The sequence below is a fragment of the Geomonas oryzisoli genome (genome assembly GCF_018986915.1).
Taxonomy (GTDB): domain Bacteria; phylum Desulfobacterota; class Desulfuromonadia; order Geobacterales; family Geobacteraceae; genus Geomonas; species Geomonas oryzisoli.
Genome location: NZ_CP076723.1, coordinates 1362009 through 1379364 on the forward strand (window position 1 = coordinate 1362009; position 17356 = coordinate 1379364).

15 protein-coding genes are annotated in these 17356 nt (G+C 62.6%); 12 read left to right on the forward strand and 3 right to left on the reverse strand.

The genetic code is table 11. The annotated features are described in order from the left end of the window. Positions 1-134 precede the first annotated feature (134 nt). The 11 genes from KP004_RS06050 (at position 135) to KP004_RS06095 (ending at position 13756) form a co-directional block, all read left to right on the forward strand. Positions 135-800, forward strand: a complete 666-nt coding sequence (locus KP004_RS06050; protein ID WP_216801462.1) for an NAD(P)H-dependent oxidoreductase — start codon at positions 135-137, stop codon at positions 798-800. Between the two features lie 14 nt (positions 801-814). Continuing rightward, positions 815-946 carry a hypothetical protein gene (locus KP004_RS21275; protein WP_275423151.1) on the forward strand — a complete coding sequence of 44 codons (132 nt, stop codon included), beginning with the start codon at positions 815-817 and terminating at the stop codon, positions 944-946. Further along, complete coding sequence (locus KP004_RS06055) at positions 936-2162, forward strand: efflux RND transporter periplasmic adaptor subunit (protein ID WP_216801463.1); 1227 nt, start codon at positions 936-938, stop codon at positions 2160-2162. The genes KP004_RS21275 and KP004_RS06055 overlap by 11 nt, the downstream gene beginning before the upstream one ends. A gap of 24 nt (positions 2163-2186) precedes the next feature. Beyond that, entirely contained in the window at positions 2187-6611 is a 4425-nt protein-coding gene (locus KP004_RS06060; RefSeq protein WP_216801464.1) for an efflux RND transporter permease subunit, read from the forward strand. A 214-nt stretch (positions 6612-6825) separates the two neighbouring features. Next, a complete protein-coding gene (locus KP004_RS06065; protein ID WP_216801465.1) occupies positions 6826-8046 on the forward strand; it encodes a tetratricopeptide repeat protein in 1221 nt (406 codons plus the stop codon). A 53-nt stretch (positions 8047-8099) separates the two neighbouring features. Further along, positions 8100-8870: a hypothetical protein gene (locus tag KP004_RS06070; RefSeq protein ID WP_216801466.1), complete on the forward strand. Its 771-nt coding sequence runs from the start codon at positions 8100-8102 to the stop codon at positions 8868-8870. A gap of 166 nt (positions 8871-9036) precedes the next feature. Beyond that, positions 9037-10407 (forward strand): sigma-54 interaction domain-containing protein, encoded by a 1371-nt coding sequence (locus KP004_RS06075; RefSeq protein ID WP_216801467.1) that lies wholly within the window; start codon positions 9037-9039, stop codon positions 10405-10407. 181 nt (positions 10408-10588) lie between these two features. Next, a complete protein-coding gene (locus KP004_RS06080) occupies positions 10589-12040 on the forward strand; it encodes an ammonia-forming cytochrome c nitrite reductase subunit c552 (protein WP_216801468.1) in 1452 nt (483 codons plus the stop codon). A gap of 253 nt (positions 12041-12293) precedes the next feature. Beyond that, on the forward strand, positions 12294-12860 hold the full coding sequence (locus KP004_RS06085; RefSeq protein ID WP_216801469.1) for an HPP family protein: 567 nt from the start codon (positions 12294-12296) through the stop codon (positions 12858-12860). A gap of 105 nt (positions 12861-12965) precedes the next feature. Next, positions 12966-13352, forward strand: coding sequence for a DUF6982 domain-containing protein (locus KP004_RS06090; RefSeq protein WP_216801470.1), 387 nt, complete (start codon positions 12966-12968; stop codon positions 13350-13352). Between the two features lie 5 nt (positions 13353-13357). Beyond that, positions 13358-13756, forward strand: coding sequence for an HIT family protein (locus tag KP004_RS06095; protein WP_216801471.1), 399 nt, complete (start codon positions 13358-13360; stop codon positions 13754-13756). On the opposite strand, the gene KP004_RS06100 is transcribed toward KP004_RS06095, so the two are convergent. Then, entirely contained in the window at positions 13753-15981 is a 2229-nt protein-coding gene (locus tag KP004_RS06100) for a thioredoxin domain-containing protein (protein ID WP_216801472.1), read from the reverse strand. The two genes, KP004_RS06095 and KP004_RS06100, sit on opposite strands and share 4 nt — an antisense overlap. Positions 15982-16008: 27 nt before the next feature. After that, positions 16009-16170 carry a hypothetical protein gene (locus KP004_RS06105; RefSeq protein ID WP_216801473.1) on the reverse strand — a complete coding sequence of 54 codons (162 nt, stop codon included), beginning with the start codon at positions 16168-16170 and terminating at the stop codon, positions 16009-16011. A 39-nt stretch (positions 16171-16209) separates the two neighbouring features. Between KP004_RS06105 and KP004_RS06110 the strand changes: the two genes are divergently transcribed. Beyond that, the gene (locus KP004_RS06110) at positions 16210-16509 is read left to right on the forward strand and encodes an MFS transporter (RefSeq protein WP_216801474.1); all 300 of its coding nucleotides are present in this window, start codon (positions 16210-16212) and stop codon (positions 16507-16509) included. A 69-nt stretch (positions 16510-16578) separates the two neighbouring features. Here KP004_RS06110 and KP004_RS06115 read toward each other — a convergent pair whose 3' ends face one another. Beyond that, positions 16579-17139 (reverse strand): ferritin, encoded by a 561-nt coding sequence (locus KP004_RS06115; RefSeq protein WP_216801475.1) that lies wholly within the window; start codon positions 17137-17139, stop codon positions 16579-16581. Positions 17140-17356 lie beyond the last annotated feature (217 nt).

The window sequence follows — 17356 nt, forward strand, 5'->3', positions numbered from 1 at the left end:
ACCAAATGCTGTAATCCTGCCTTGTTTCACAAAATACCACAACAGTTATTACGGCATATTGTGAACATGACTTGAGCTTTCTTTGTAACACTTTGAAATCACGCCAAAACTATGGCTGGCATGGTCGTCGCTATGTGAGAGGCAAGAAATGCAACGGAAAGGATTACTTCATGGCCACCATTCTCTATGTCACCGGTAACGTAAAAGCCGAGGCGCAGTCCCGCAGCCTGCTGCTCGGTTCCGAGTTCCTGGAGGAGTACCTGCGCCTGAACCCGCGGGACGAAGTCCAGGTGCTCGATGTGTACCGCGACAGCATCCAGCGCGTCGATCAGGACGTCCTCAACGCCTGGGCGCGTGTCGAGCGCGGTGAGGACCACGCCCTGCTCTCGGACGAAGAGCGGCACAAGATCAACCGCATCTGGCGCATGGCAGATCAGTTTCTCAGGTGCGACAAGTATGTCTTCGTCACCCACAGCCTGAACCTGTGGCTGCCGGCGGAGTTCAAGATGTACGTCGATGCCACCTGCGTTCTCGACCGTACCTACCGGCTGACACCTTACGGCAGCGAAGGGATGCTGCGCGGCCTCCCCAGGAAATCCCTGCACCTGCACGCCACCGCGGCGTACAGCTTGGGCGGTGAGCGCGACCAGAGTGTCGTCTACCTGCGTTCTGTGCTCAACGTGCTCGGTGTGGCACATCAGGAAACGGTTCTGCTCAAGGGAGACGACCCGGAAACCGGTTCCTGGGAGGAATACGAAGCCGTCCGCAGCAAACTGCTGGGACTTGCCCGCCGTTTCTAAAGAGGAGACCGACCATGCAACTCGTGCTGGCAGCGACATTTGTTCTGTGGGTCCTGGTGATCATCGTCGCTTTCAGCTCGCGTCCCGTGCGACCCGTCGACGATGAAGAAAATAACAAGGAAAAGGAGCATCACAATGAAAGGTAGATTCGAGACGGCAGTGAAGGCCGTTTGCCTGTCGGCAGTGGGAATTGCGCTGGCGGCATGTAGTGGCGAGCAACACAACAAGGAAGCTAAAGGGGATGCGGTGCCGGTGGTGGTGGGGCGGGTCCAGAAGGTCCAGGAGCGCGAGATTATTTCGGTGAGCGGGACCGTCGCCACACCCAATGCACCGGCGACCCTCTCCTTCCTGGTGTCCGGAAAGGTGGTGTTCGTGGGGCCGCGGGAGGGTGAGTTCGTCAAGAAGGGACAGGTCCTAGCGAGGATCGATCCCACCGATTTCAACCTCTCCGTCAAAGGGGCCGCCGCCCAACTGGCCAGCAGCCAAGCCGCGCTGGAAAAGGCGACGAATTCGGCGCGCCCCGAGCACCTGGAGCAGGCGCGCATCGCCTTTGAGCGGGCCGAGGACGAGTACCGGCGCATGAAGATGCTCTACGACTCGAAGAGCCTGGCGCCCAACGATTTCCAGAAGTACAAGGCCGCCTGCGAACACGCCAAACAGGAGTATGACCAGGCCAAGGCCGGCGGGCAGAAGGAGGACAAGGCGCTGGCGAAGGCAGGATACCACGAGGCGGCGGCCCATCTCGACGTGGCCAAAAAGGCGCTCGGCGATGCGACGCTGTACGCACCCATGGACGGGTACATCGCCAAACGTGCCGTGGAGCCGGGCGATACCGCCGCGGCCGGGCGTCCCGTTTTCGAGATGGTGCGCATGGACCCGATCGAGGTGAGCGTGGGCGTGCCGGAAACCGACGTGCACCTGGTGAGCGTTGGCCAGAAGGCTGACATCACTGTACCGGCCCTGCCCGGTAAGTCCTTCCAAGGGACGGTGCGTGTCATCAACGTTTCCGCCGACACCAATACCCGCACCTACATGACCAGGATCAGCGTCCCCAATCCGGAACATGCCCTCAGGGTGGGGATGGTGTCGGAGGCGACCATTCGCGGCGACCGGACGGTGTCCATGGTGACGCTCCCGGGAGACGCGGTGGTGCGCGACCCGCAGGGCGCGACTCAGGTGTACGTCTACTATCCGGACCAGAAGCGCGTCTACACCAAGCGGGTGGAGATCGGCGCGGCGGTCAACAAGGATATCGAGATCAAGGGCGGGCTGGACGGCAACGAGCTCGTCGTCCTGGCCGGACAGACGAAGCTGAGAAACGGCGCGATTGTGTCGGCAACGGAACAGGCAAGCCGGAAGTAGGCCGGCTGGAAAGGAAAGAACAGTATGACACCGATAAAGTTTTCCCTTCGCTATCCCCCGGTCACCCTCATCCTGACGGCCATGGTCGTGTTCATAGGCATCCATGCCTTCCTGAAGATGCAGCGCACCGAGGACCCGACCATCACCATCAGAACCGGGCTCGTGGCCGCGATGTATCCCGGTGCGACCTCCGAGCAGGTGGAAAAACAGGTGACCAAGACCCTGGAAAAACACATCTTCAAGTTCCCCGAGGTACGCAAGGAGAAGACCTATTCCACGAGCCGGCCCGGCGTCGCCATCATCAACGTGGAACTCGAAGACAGCGTGAAAAATTCGGACCAGTTCTGGGCCAAGCTGCGCCACGAGATGAACCTGGTACGCACGACCGAGCTCCCGGCCGGGGTGATGGGACCGGTGGTCGATTCCGACTTTGGCGACACGGTGGCCATGCTGGTCGCGATCCACGGCAAGAGGTACGGCTATCGCGAGCTCAGGGACTACGCCGACAAGATCCACGACGAGATGCGCACGGTCCGGGAAGTGGGCAAGCTGGTAACCTACGGCAACCAGTCCGAAGAGGTCCTGATCACCGGGAGCCTGGAGCGGGTGGCCCAGTACTTCGCCGATCCGCGCCAGATCGTGAACGCGCTCAGGGAGCGCAACGTCATCCAAAGCGGGGGGCACTTCGAGGCCGAGCGCTCCAAGTCCCCCATGAGGACCACCGGGATCTTCAACACCGAGGAAGACATCCGTAACGTGCTGGTCGACGTTTCCAAAGACGGTCATCCCCTCTACATCAAGGATTTCGCCAAGGTGGAGCGGCGCTACCAGGACCCGACCTTCATGGTGCGCTACGACGGCGACCCCTGTCTCTTGCTCTCGGTTGAGATGCAGAAAGGGAAGAACATCGTGGAATTGGGCGAGCGGTTGGACACGGTATTCCAGCGCCTCAAGGTGCTCCTCCCTCCCGACGTGAAGCTGGACCTGGTCGCCAACCAGCCCGAGGTGGTCAAGGACCGCACCGAGAAGCTGAGCCACGAATTCCTGCTCGCCATCGTTTCCGTGGTCCTGGTGACCATCGTGCTGCTCCCCCTCAGGGTCGCCCTCATCGCCGCCCTGGCCATACCGGTCACCCTGTGCGGCACCCTCGGCGTCATGAACGCCTTCGGCATCGCGCTGCACCAGGTCTCCATCGCCGGCCTCATCATGGTGCTCGGCATCGTGGTGGACGACGCCATCGTCATCGCGGACAACTTCGTCGAGCTCTTGGACCACAAGGTACCCAAAGCCGAGGCGGCGTGGCGCTGCGCCAGCGACGTCCTGGTGCCGGTTCTTACCGCCACCGTCACCATCATCGCCTCGTTTCTCCCTCTGCTGATCCTGACCGGGTCGGTGGGCGAGTTCATCATGGCGCTGCCGCTCACCGTGGCCATCGCCCTGGCGGTCTCCTTCATCGTGGCGGTATTCCTGACCCCGCTTTTGTGCCGGTTCTTCATCAAGAAGGGGCTGCACGACCACGATGCGGCGCATGACCACACAAAGGAGAAGAAGAGCCTGCTCGACCTGCTTCAGGACAAGTACGGCATCTGGATCGGCACCTTCATGAACCGGAAATGGCTCGCCTTCGCACTGGGCGGCTGTGCCTTCGTCTTCGGCGTGGCGCTCTTCGCGGTGGTGCCGCAGCAGTTCTTCCCTTCGGCGGAGCGCAACCAGTTCGTGGTCGACGTCTGGATGCCACAGGGGACGCGCATCGAGGCGACCGACGGGGTGATGGGACGGATCGAGAAGACCCTCGCTTCGAGCAAAGGGATCGCCCACTACGCCACCTTCGTGGGGCAGAGCGCGCCGAGGTTTTACTACAACGTCAACCCGCAGCAGCCTGACGGCGCCTACGGCCAGTTCATCGTCAACACCGAATCGGTGCAGGATACTACCCGCCTGGTGCAGGAACTCCGTCCGGCCCTGGCCAAGGTGGCACCGGAGGCGATGGTGATCGTGAAGGAACTGCAGCAGGGCGCACAGATGGAAGCACCGATCGAGGTACGCATCGCCGGGGACGACATCTCCGAGTTGAAGCGGCTCGGCGAGCAGGTGCAGGCGATCCTGGAGGGGATACCGGGCACCCAGTACGTTTTCAGGGACTACTTCAACGATTCCTACCTGGTGGACGTCAAGGTGAACGACGAGCTGGCCAACCGACTGGGTATCACCGACGCAGGCGTGTCGCAGACCCTGGCCGGCGCGTTCGACGGCGCCGCCGTCAGCACCTTCTGGGAAGGGGACCGCGCCGTCGATATCAAGCTGAGACTCGACCCGGCCTCCCGTTCCTCCTTCTCGGACATCGGCAACACCTATCTCAATTCCTACCTGACCCGGGCCCGGGTGCCGCTGCGCGCGGTCGCCACGCTGGCGCCCGAGTGGCAAACCGGCAGGATCGTGCGCAGAAACGGCGTGCACACGCTGACCATCCGTGCCTTCCCTAAGCCGAGAGTGTACGCCTCCGACATCCTGGAAAAGGCGATGCCCCGCATCAAGGCCCTGGAACTGCCGACCGGATACCGGATCTACTACGGCGGCGAGAAGGACAACCAGGATGAGACCTTCCCACAGATGCTGGCGGCGCTCGGCATCAGCCTGGTGGCGATCTTCCTGGTTCTCCTGGTGCAGTTCAGGAACGTCTCGGATCCGCTGGTGGTGATGGCCTCCATTCCGCTCACCCTGTTCGGAGCCATCCTCGGGCTGGTGATCACCCACAATCCCTTCGGCTTCACCGCTTTCATGGGGCTCATCAGCCTGTGCGGCATCGTGGTCAGAAACGGGATCATTCTGGTGGATTACTGCAACGAAAAGGTCGCCGAAGGGGAGAGCCTGGAGCAAGCGGCACGGGAGGCGGGGGCGAGGCGTCTGCGTCCCATCTTCCTCACCACGATGGCGGCGGCCGTGGGGGTTACCCCAATGATCCTGTCCCGGTCGAGCCTGTGGAGCCCGCTGGCAAGCGTCATTGCCTTCGGTCTCATCTTCTCCATGTTCTTCACGCTGCTGGTGGTGCCGGTGATCTACGTGGCGGTGAAGTCGCGGGTCGCCCGGCGCGCCTCGGTGCAAGAGGTCGCCGTAGCGGTCGCGCTGGCGGCGATGGTGCTGGTGGCAGGGGGGAAGGAAGCAAGCGCTGAGCCGCTGCGGCAGTCCCTGACGCTGTCCCAGGCCGTCGAGCTCGCCCTCAAGCAGAACTCGGTCCTCAAGATCGGCCGGGACAAGGTCGCCGAAACCGACCACAAGATCGCGTCGGTACGGTCCCAGTACTTCCCGCAGCTTACCAACAACACGAAGTTCATGAGCCTGTCCGACAAGCAGCAGATCTCCATCCCGGCGGGGAGTCTGGGCAACGCGGGCGGCGAGCAGTTCCCCAACAGGGAGGTGAAGCTCAGCCAGAGCAAGTCCACCGTGCTGTACAGCGAGACCACCCTCGCGCAGCCGACCACGCAGCTCTTCAAAATCGGGGCCGCCAACGACATCGCCAAGGCGGAGCGGGGCATCGCCAAGGCGGAACTGTCCAGGTCGGAGAACGAAATTGTCCTTGCCGTGCACGAGCTGTACTATGCGCTGCTCGTGGCCGACAAGGAGCGCTCCGCCGCCCGCGCCTCGCTCGATGCGGCCCAGGAAAACCTGCGCGAGGCCGAGGACGGGGTGAAGGCGGGCAATGTGCTCGAGGTGGCGCTGACCGCGGCCCGGGCGGACCTGCTGCAGGACAGGCAGGCGCTCCTGGTCGCCGAGAACCGTACCTTCGACGTCACTGCGGAGCTTTGCGACCTCTTGGGGCTGCCAAGCGACACTATCCTGGAGGCCACCGAGGCCGGACTCCCTGACCTGGTAAAACCGGCGAAGGAACAGGCCTATGACGAGGCGCGCTCCGGGAACGGCGAACTCCTCGCCGCGCGTGCAACCCTGGAGAAATCGCGCCACGCAATGCGCGCTGCCCGCTACGAATACATCCCCGACCTGACCATCTACGCCAGGCACGGCTATCAGGACGGCGCACCGTTCCTGGAAAAGAACGTGGGGATCGTCGGCGCGGAGCTGACCTGGAACATCTTCGACTGGGGCAGACGCAAGGCGGATATCGAGCAGCGTGCGGCCCAGCAGTCCCAGGCTGAAGAGAACCTGGCGCGGATCGACAAGCGGATCGGCATTGACATCGACAAGGCATTGCGCAAGCTGGAGCGTGCGCATCAGATGGTGGAGGTGGCCCGCGAGGCGCTCTCCCTGCGCCGGGAAAATGCGCGCCTGAGCGAGAACCGCCAGAAGGCCGGCACAGTGACCGCGGCCAAACATGCCGAAGCCGTCGCCGCTCTGAAAAGGGCGGAGATGGACGAGTTGCAGGCCTCCCTGGCCTACCGCTTGGCACAGGCCGAGTTGGACCGGATCAGGGGCGTCCTCGCCACCAGTCGATAACCCCGGCGGGGCCGCCAACTTGCAGAGACGGGGCTTGCGCCGTTGAAGTCGCTTGAAATGTTCGTCGTGATCGAGGGGGATGATGGCCAGCACAGCTCACCGTGATGCGGTCAAACTTACAGTCTTGCAAAAAACTTCAGAATCCTATAACTTTGCGGCGCGACAATTCTCCCGGGCGGCGTTGTGGAACGGGCGCGCCAAAAGGATCACGATCATGGGCATATTCGGCAAGCTGTTCGGCAAAGACTCTGCGCAGACAAGGGCCATCTCACCGGCCACGGCGACAACCTTACTGAGCGCGCTGTCGATGCACCTGCGCGGCGAGCTGGAGTCGGCGTTGGCGTCCTATGCCCGCATGGTGGCAGAGGACCCGAATGATTCCCTCGCGCCGTTCTTTGCCGCGGCCGTAAAGGCGCAAAACGGGGAGATGGAGGAGGCCGCGCAGGGACTGCGTGAACTGAGCAGCAGGATTTCCGAGACCGGCGAGAACATCTCCCGTGTCATCGTGGTCGAACTGACCAACCTGATGGCGGACGATCCCGTGACGGTGAGACGCCCCGCACTCAACGAGTTGCTGGTCTCCTTCGGCGATCTGCTCAAGAAGGAGGGGCAGACCCGCGAGAGCGCCGTCTGCTTCGAGATAGCGGCGGGATTCGCCCCGGACAACCCTCACGTGCTGCACAAGCTGGGGGACACGCTGCACGACCTGCGCATATACGACTACGCGGAGTCCGTGCTGCAGGAGGCGCTCAAATACGCCCCTTATCACTTCGGTGCGCACTACACCTACGCGGTGCTCCTGCAGGACCTCGGGCGCATCGACGAGGCCATCTCCCACTACGAAACCGCCGTCAAACTGGTTCCGACCCATGCAGCATGCCAGAACAACTTCGGTGCCGCGCTGCTGCGGGCCAACCGGCTGGACGAGGCGCTGGAGCATTGCAGCACGGCGCTGGAGCTGGAGCCCAACGCCCCGCTGGTAAAGATCAACCTTGGTTACATTTACCTGCTCAAGCAGGACTTCGCCGCCGCCCGCAAGAGCTTCAGCGGCGCCATCGAACTCAACGACCGGCTCGCCCCGGCCTACTTCGGACTCGCCTCCGCGGAAAAGGCTCTGGAGAGCGATCCGCAGACCGTCCGTGAACTGTACGAGAAGGCGATCGAGGTGAATCCCGCGATCCCCGAGGCTCACCATGCGCTGGCCAACCTCCTGGCGAGCCAGGACGACCCGCAGGCGCTCACCTACTACGCAAGCGCCCTGCAACTGAACAGCTCGCTGCCCAACCTGCGCCGCGACTACGGCTACGCCTTCCTGCATCTGGGGCGGCGGGACGAGGCACTGGAACAGTTGAAACTTGCGGTAATGCTGAACCCTGAAGATTCCATCGCTCGCGATCTCCTCGCCCAGGCGCAGGGGGCACCAAGCGAAGCCTAGCTTCCGGGTCGATGACCCGGCTTTTATGTAATGACATTTGAAGGAGGTGTGTGATGTATCGCTCGCTGTTTGTCCTTCTGCCACTTCTCGCTGCTTTCATGGCTGTTCCTGCTCTTGCCGAAGAATCTGAGGTAACAAAACCCGACGTTCCGCTGTGGCAGCAGACGACGAAGGACGCCGCTCCACCCCCAGAGGTCAAGCCACAGGTGAAGCCACAGATCAATCCAGAGGCTAAGCCGGAAGTGCCGCAGGACGTCAAACAGGAAGCCAAGCAGGAACCCAAGCAGGAACCCAAGCAGGAACCCAAGCAGGAACCCAAGCCAGAAGTGGCGCAGGAAGCCAAGCCAGAAGTGGCGCAGGAAGCCAAGCAGGGTGCCGGGCAGGAAGCCAAGCAGGAACCCGTCCCCGGTCAGGAAGCGGGCAAGGGGGGCGGCAACGAGATAGACTTCGGTACCATTGAGCAATACCGCCTCTGCATGGATTCCGAAGATCACATCAAGGACCTGCGCAAGATGCTGGAAGAGCACATCGCCCAGAACAACCTGGCGATGGGGGATATAAAAAAGCAGGCGGCTGCCCTGCTTGAAATGCAGCGCAAGCTGGTGATGTCGGACGACGCCCAGGTGGAAGACTTCAACAGGCGCACCCAGGAGCACAACAAGGTGGTGAAAGCTGCCAACGAAGCATCCGACAAACTGAGGCTCGAACTCGATTCCTTCAACACCACCTCTATGCAGCACAATCAGAACTGCGCGGCACTGATCGTCAAGATGTCCGACCGCGACGCGGTGATCAAAGAGCGCACACCAACCCCGAACCAGTAATATTCCCAACAGGGGGACTTTCCCGGTCCCCCTTGCTTTACTCTCCCTGCTCCGCCCCCGACATTTAAAAAACTCCCGCCGGTATTCGAACTTTTTGATCTCAGTCAAGGCGCTCCTTCCGCAAACGCCTAACATCCGATGTTACCAATCGGTAACAGGGGGTGTGATGACGACGACTGACAGTGAACCAGACAATGCAGTGTACCGTGCCATTCTTACCAGCATGGGCGAGGGGATTATGTTCGCCGACCACACCAATAAGATCGTCTGTGTCAATGCCGCTGCGGAGCAGATCCGCGGTATCGACGCCGGTAACTACCTGGGACGCGACCTCCTGGCCATCCACTCGCCGCCGGCCCGGCCCCGCATCGCTGCCATCCTCGAAAGCCTAAAAGGCGGCACCCTGGCGTTCCACACCCGTCCCCTGGAGGTCAAGGGGCGCATCTTCGAGAACAGCTACTATCCCATCAAGGACGCAGAGGAGCGCTTTGTCGGCACCCTCATGGTCAGCCGCGACATCACCGAGCGGGAACATCTCAAGGAAGAGAACTCGGTGCTGCGCGACCAGTTGTTGAGTGAAAACTCCTTCGGCGGCATGGTCGGCCGCAGTCCTGTCATGCAACCGGTCTTCCAGATGATCCGCTCGACGGCTCCGCTTGATTCCACCATCCTGATCACCGGCGAAAGCGGCACCGGCAAGGAACTGGTGGCGCGCGAACTGCACGCCAAGAGCCGGCGCAGCGGCTCTCCGCTCATCAAGGTCAACTGCGCGGCACTCCCCGAGAACCTGCTGGAATCGGAGCTTTTCGGCTTTGAGAAAGGGGCCTTCACGGGTGCCCTCAAGGAACGCAAAGGGAAGTTCGAGCAGGCCCACCGCGGCACCCTGTTTCTCGACGAGATCGGCGAGCTGCCCCTTGCCGCGCAGGCGAAGCTGTTGCGTGTCCTGCAGGAGAAGACCGTGGAACGGATCGGCGGGAGCCGGGAGATCGAGGTCGACGTGCGCATCGTGGCCGCCACCAACCGCGATTTGCGTAACGATGTCGCCGCCGGGAACTTCCGGGAGGATCTGTTCTACCGTTTGAACGTGATCCCGATCGAGCTTCCTCCCTTGCGGCAGCGCCTCGAAGACATCTTGCCCCTTGCCACCGTTTTTCTGTCCCGCTTTGCCGCGGAGATGGGACGCCCGGAGTTGAGGCTTTCCCGGGAGGCGAAGGAGGCGCTGCTTAGCCACCGCTACCCCGGCAACGTCAGGGAGCTCAAAAATGCCATGGAGCGTGCCACCGCGCTTTGCAGCGGCGATACCCTGATGATCGACGACCTTCCCGCCGAGTTCGGCCACGGAGCCTTTGCGGCGCAGCAGGCAGAGCTGTCGCGCACGCCGGTGCCGGGCTCGGCCCTCTCCACCAAGCTCGACGTCCGCGAGGCGGAGCTCATCGAGCAGGCGTTGGCGGCAACCGGCCACCGGCGCGCCGAGGCTGCGAGCCTGCTGGGGATATCCCGCAAGACCCTCTGGAAGAAGATGAAACGTTACCGGTAGGTAACGCCGCGTTACCCTGCCGCCACGTTTCCCCTTTTTGCATCATCATCAAAAGAACGCACTTTCAACTGGTTGACGCTGTCCGCCGTCGTGGCACGCTCCCTGCTCAAGGTAACCCCAGAAAGTTACCCGGGCCGGCGGCTGCTGCGCACGGCGGGAAATCAGACTGGAGGAGAATGTGATGAAGATGCTGCGAGGATGTGTCGCCATGGCGGTGGCGGGAGTGGCGCTGGCGGGAGCCGGTTGCTCCCCGAAGAAGATCGAGCTGTCCGAGGTGCGCCCGGCCATTGCCGACGGGACTGTGGACCCGGCGGAATGGGGCAAGCTCTACCCCAAGCAGTACCAGCTCTGGAAGCAGACCTCGGAGCCGACTCCGGCGGGGAAGAGCAGGTACAAGAAAGGGTGGGACGTCGGTGAGGAAAACCCGGACAAGATCGACGAGTATCCCTTCCTCGCGCTCCTGTACAACGGCTGGGCTTTCGGCACGGAATACAAGGAACCGCGCGGTCACTTCTACATGGTGCAGGACCAGCTCGAGGTCGATCCCGGGCGCTACAAGGCCGGCGGCTCCTGCCTCACCTGCAAGACCCCCTACGCACCGACGCTGCAGAAACAGCTCGGCAGGGATTACTTCGCCAAGCCCTACCAGGAAATCCGCGGCAAAATCCCCAAAGCGGACCAGACCCTCGGGGTCGCCTGCATCGACTGTCACGACAACCGCGACATGTCCCTCAAGATCTCGCGCGGCTTCACCCTGGGCAAGGGACTGGAAAAACTGGGCGTCGACCAGTCCAAGCTGACCCGGCAGGATCTAAGGACCCTTGCCTGCGCCCAGTGTCACGTCACCTACAGCATCCCCAAGGATGCCGACATGAAATCCACCGATGTCTTCTTCCCCTGGGACGGGAGCAAGTGGGGCGGCATCACCATCGAGAACATCATCAAGAAGCTCAGGAGCAACAAGCCGAGCGGTGAGTGGACCCAGAGCGTCACCGGCTTCAAGCTCGCCTTCATCAGGCACCCGGAATTCGAGCTCTTCTCCAACAACAGCGTGCACTGGCAGGCCGGCGTGACCTGTGCCGATTGCCACATGCCGTCCACCGAGGTCGGCGGGCAGAAGGTTTCGGACCACCGCATCATGAGCCCGCTCAAGAACGACCTGAAGGCGTGCAAGCAGTGTCATGAGGAGTCCCCCGAGCAGATGCGCACCAAGATCTTCGCCATCCAGGACCGCGTCATGTCGCAGTTCATCCGCTCCGGCTACGCCACCGCCACGGATGCCAAGCTCTTCGAGATGGCTCACAAGGCCCGGGCCTTCGGCAAAGAACTCGACCAGGGGCTCTACGCCCAGGCGAAGGATCACTACGAGGAGGCGTTCTACCGCGTGGTCTTCATCGGAGCCGAGAACTCGATCGGCTTCCACAACCCGGACGAGGCGCAGCGGGTTCTCACCGATGCCCTGTCCCACGCGGCGGCGGCCGAGCGGCTGTTGCGGGAACTGCTGACCAAAGCCGGGGTGGACGTGCCCGCCAAGGTGGACCTGGAGCTGGCGAAATACCTGAACAACCGCGGCGTGAAGAAGCTGATGTTCAAGCCGGAACAGGAAATAAAGGATCCCTTCGCGGGTAAATAGCTGTGCATATAAGGGGGCGGCGCCTGGGTGCGCCGCCCCTTTTTTTTTCTACGGTGGTGGCACCGCCCGAGGTTCTAGAGCCTTTCACCGAAGAAGGGGACTGGCTCCGCCAGGTGCCTGTCCCCTTAGCTTGCGCAAGGTGGGGCCAAGCGGAAGGGAGCGTTCCGCTAGAGGGACAGGCACCTGACGGAGCCGGTCCCTTCTGCTAGGGGACGGCGCTGCCACCTTTTACTTTAATGACAGGAGGAACATTTTGAAACGACGCCTTTCCGTGGTGATGCGGAGGAAGGTCGCCATCCGCAAGAGGCTGGCGCGGGTGCCGCGCCGCTGGCGGGTGCCCATACGCGGCACGCGCGCTCACATGACGCTGCGGTACGCGGCCTGGAGCTTTGTCAGCGCCATGGCCGGCCTCCTCGCCATCAGCGAGGTGACCATCCTGCTGGGCCATCCCCTGTTGATCGGTTCCCTGGGGGCTTCGGCGGTGCTGCTGTTCGGGGCGACCGAATCTCCGCTGGCGCAGCCGCGCAACCTGGTCGGCGGCCATGTCGTCTCCGCCTCGGTAGCCGTGGTCGTGGTCGCACTGTTCGGATCGACACCGCTCTGCATGGCGCTTGCCGTCTGCACCTCGATCTTCCTCATGAACCTGACCCACACCACCCATCCCCCCGGCGGCGCGACCGCCCTCATCGGGGTCCAGGGTGCGGTGGGACCGGCGTTCGTGCTGCTGCCGGTTCTCATCGGCGCACTGATCCTGCTCGCGGTCGCCTGTTTCACCAACAACGTTGTCTATCACCGTTCCTACCCGCGCCACTGGCTGTGACCGAAACGAAACTGCTTCTAATTGTTGGTTAATTATGATAGTAGGAAAGTGCTTTTTGATTTAACTGGAAGGCCTGCACTGTTAATCAACTAAAGGAGAGGGTGCGTGATAGCTAAGATAGTGGTTCGTTATGCCGACGGTAAGGTCGTAAAAGGTACCACCGAGGACCTCGCTGCAAACAAGGCGCTCTTCCATCTGACTGAAGCTGAAACGGGAACGCGCTATGAGGTAAATGTCGAGCAGTTGAAGGCCATCTTCTTTGTCAAAGACTTCAAGGGCAACCCCGAATACCAGGAACGGCTGGACGTTGAGCGGGTCGGGCTGGGGAAGAAGATCAAGGTATCCTTCAAGGACGGCGAGACGCTGATCGGTTACACCCAGGGCTTCTCACCGGCTCGTGCCACCTTCATCGTCTTTCCCTGTGATGCCGACAGCAACAACGAGAAGGTTTTCGTGGTGACGGCGGCAGCGGCCAAGGTGGAATTCATATAGAACCGATGCTCACCGAAACCGCCTGTCCTTTCTGCAGCATCGATCCGGTCAAGATCCTTTTGGAAAACGAGCTGGCCTACGCCTTTTACGACGGCTTTCCCGTCACCTTGGGGCATACCCTCGTGGTCCCCAAGCGCCACGTCGCTTCCTTCTTCGAGATCACCGCGGAGGAGCAGGCCGCCCTCTTCGACCTGGTGGGGAAGGCACGCGAGCTGCTTCTCCGTCAGCATGGCCCCGATGCCTTCAATGTCGGCATCAACGACGGCGTGGCTGCCGGGCAGACCGTCCTGCATCTGCATATCCACTTGATTCCCCGCTATGCCGGCGACACCGACGACCCTCGCGGCGGGGTGCGCTGGATCATGCCCGTGAAGGCGCCTTACTGGAAAAGGGATGAGCGCTAGCCCGTTCCGGTAAGCTGCCGGTAGAACTCTTCCGGGTCGCTGGTCGGGCGGCGGCAGCTCCTGTTTTCGCACAGGTATGCCACCGCCCGGTCGCCCTCCGCCTGCTTCCCCTGCAAAAGCGGGATCAACCTCGCCGCCTGCCGTAGTTCCTCCCCCTCGCACAGCACGACCAGTACCCGGTTGGGAAGGAACACCCTCCGCAACCCCGCCAGGAACGGCTCGGCCGCCTCCGGCCTGCCCGCCGGCGCCACGATCACCACCTCACTGGCGGTCTGCTGCTGGTAATCGACGGCAAGAAGCATCTCGGAGAGGGCGGCCGGGGACTTGGTGAGCTGTGCCGCGAAGGCGCTCAGGGCACCTCCGGCATGCTCCAGCAGGCGCTCGTCGCCGGTCAGCGTGTTCAGGCGCAGCAGGTTCATCACCATGACCGAGTTCCCGGAAGGGATCACGCCGTCATAGGCCGGCTTTTCGCGCGAGATCAACTGCTCGTGGTACGGTCCGGTCATGAAGAAACCACCCAGTTCTTGATCCTCAAACTGCTCCAGCGCGGAGGTGCAGAGCTCCAGCGACCGCTCCAGCCAGCGCACCTTGCCGCTCGCCTCGAAGAGGTCGATGAGCCCTGCGATCAGGAAGGCATAGTCGTCCAGGAAACCCTCCCCCTTGGCCATCCCCTCCTGGTAGCTGTGGCGCAGCCTCCCGTTTTGCATCATGTTCTGCAGCATGAACTCCGCCGCACTGGCCGCGACACCGACCAGATCCGGACTGCCCAGCACGAGCCCCCCGCGGGCGAAGGCCGAGACGGCAAGCCCGTTCCAGGATGCGAGGAGCTTCTCGTCCCGCAACGGGAGCGGCCTCCTGGCGCGTGCCCGGTACAGGAGCTCACGGCAGTCCGCCAGCGTGAGCGCAAGCTCCGACTCGGAGCGCTGCAGCTCGGCCGCCAGTTCCGCCACACTCCGGTCGCGGTGCAGGATGCTGCGCCCCTCGAAGTTCCCCCCTCGCGTCACGCCGTAACAAAAGGCAACCAGCTTTCCCCGTTCCTCGCCCAGCGCCTCGGTGAGCTCATCCGGCGTCCAGGTGAAAAAGACCCCTTCCTCGCGGTGACCTTCCGGGTTCAGGCTGTCCGCGTCGGTAGCACTGTAGAATGCCCCTTCAGGCGCCTGCATGTCGCGTTGCAGGTACTGCAGGATCTCGCGCGCCACCTGGGCGAATTCCCTCCGCCCTGTAGCCTGGAATCCCTCCAGGTAGGTCACCGCGAGCAGGGCGTTGTCGTAGAGCATCTTCTCGAAGTGAGGCACCAGCCATGCCGTGTCGGTGGCGTAACGGTGGAAGCCGCCCCCGGCCTGGTCGTAGATTCCCCCGGCGGCCATGCGGTTCATGGTGAGTTCGGCCATGGTCCGCAGATGGCTGTCGCCGCCACGCAGGTACTGGCGCAACACCAGGCGCAGCGGCAGTGAGCTGGGGAACTTCGGCGCACCGACCAGCCCGCCGTTTCGGTCGTCGAAACGATCCCGGTACAGCCTCACCGCCTGGTCCAGGGAGACCTCCTGCCAGGTGTCCTCTCCCTCGGTCGGCGCGAGCATGGCGCGGATCGCATCGGTGAGCTGCGCCCCGGCGCGGCTGACCCGGTCCGGCGCCGCCACGAAGCTCTCCCTGATCCGCTGCAAAAGGGACAGGAAACCGAGCCCTCCGGGGTAGTCGCTGGGAGGGAAATAGGTGCCGCCGTAGAAGGGTTTTCGATCGGGGGCGACGAAGACGTTGAGCGGCCACCCTCCCTGCAACCCCATGGCGTGCACCGCGGTCATGTAGACCGTGTCCACGTCCGGACGCTCTTCGCGGTCGACCTTGATGGCGATGAAATAGCGGTTCAGGAACTCGGCGATGGTCTCGTCCTCGAAGGATTGCTCTTCCATCACGTGGCACCAGTGGCAGGTCGCGTAGCCGATACTGACCAGGACCGGCCGATCCAGCTGCCGCGCCAGCTCGAAGGCCTCGTCCCCCCAGGGGAACCAGTTCACCGGGTTGTGGGCATGCTGCAGCAGGTACGGGCTCGTTTCCAGGAAGAGCCGGTTGGTGTACCTCGCCCATCCCTCGGGGAGCAGGTGTCGGGTGCGCGGCCGGTACGAGTAGCCGCGGCGCTGGCGGAGTCTTTCGAATTCTTCCAAGGGTGGGGTGGGCACGCCCTCCGTTCCCGGGAGCTGCTGGTAATGATCAGCGAGGCTGGACATGGTCTCATCTCCGTCGTTTGTGGTCGGCTAGCAGCGGCAGCGAACTGGCAAAAACCCGGCCGCGGCGCGGTTCGCCGGCGCGAAAGGTTTAACTTTACCATCTTTCTTCATGGCGGCGATGCTCTGCCACGGCGCCAGGGCGAAGAAGCCGTTGACGGCACACTTGCCGCGATGATATCTACGCCTCACGGTGACGCTGGAGTACTTCACCGGGGAGGGGCAGAACCGATGGCAAATCCGCGCAAACTGCATTACGCCTGGCTCATCGTGGCCGTGACCTTTCTGACCCTGCTCACCACCGCCGAGGCGTTCGGCCGCCAGAACGTCGGCGTGATGTTCGGCTGGATCTTCGCGAGCCACCAGGTGGGAGCCGCGCTGGCCGCGACCTTCGCGGGCACCGTGCGCACCTACCTCGGGGACTACATGATCGCCTTCCTGCTGTCGGGAATGATCTGCCTGCTGGCGGCGGGGCTGGTACTGAGGATCAACAAGAACAGGCTGCCTGAGCTTGCGCCCGAGGCAGCCTGAGAGGGACTGTCAGGGGACTGGCTCCGTAGGTGCCTGTCCCCCTTCGCGGGGTTAGCCTGGAGGCAACGATCACCCGATGCGTGACTGCCTGCCGCAGTCCTGCATGGCGAAGAAAAGTTGTGAATGGCGGTTGGGGGTGCGGTGGGGGAGCTCGCCCCGCTGGTGGCTGCGTCGCGGCGGACCGGGGGAGGCTGGAACGTCCCGGCGCGCGCCTTCCTTCAGGTATTCGTAAGTGATCAGTTTGAACTGCCTGCGGGCGACTGACAGTGCCGTCTCGAAGAACCTGCACAATGAGGGCTCTTTGAAGCACCGGCACAGGGTCGCGTACAGGTCGATGCTGAAACGCTTGTCCAGTAGCGCCTGGTGCAGGTGGTTGCCGGGCGCCGTCGTCCTTTCCGCAGCGGGAGCTGCGTGGACCAAAAGCGCTCCCTGGTCTACCTCTGCGGCTTCTGTCCGTGACAACTGCTGCAACAGCGCTTCGATGTGACGGCCTTCTTCCTGGGCCAGCCGTTCCAGAAATCTTCTGTGCACCACTTCCGGTGCCGCGAGCGCGCCTCTTCGATACAGCATCTCGCTGTTTCTCTCCATGCTCACCGCGTACCTGATCGCCTCTGCCAGTAGCTCTCTCATCGCTCGTTCTCCTGCCGCGGCCCTTTGCGCCGCCGGTAAACCTGCTCCTTTCCAAGGATGTGTAATTTTTAACATTTGCAATGCTAGCCGCGCTGGCAACCGGAGTCAATCGGGTTAATATTAATACTTGAGGCTCGCGATACACATGAGAGGGCAGGGCTGCGGAACCGGTGTGGCAATTTGAGCGACACCTGTGCTATGGTGTCGCCTTGTGTCG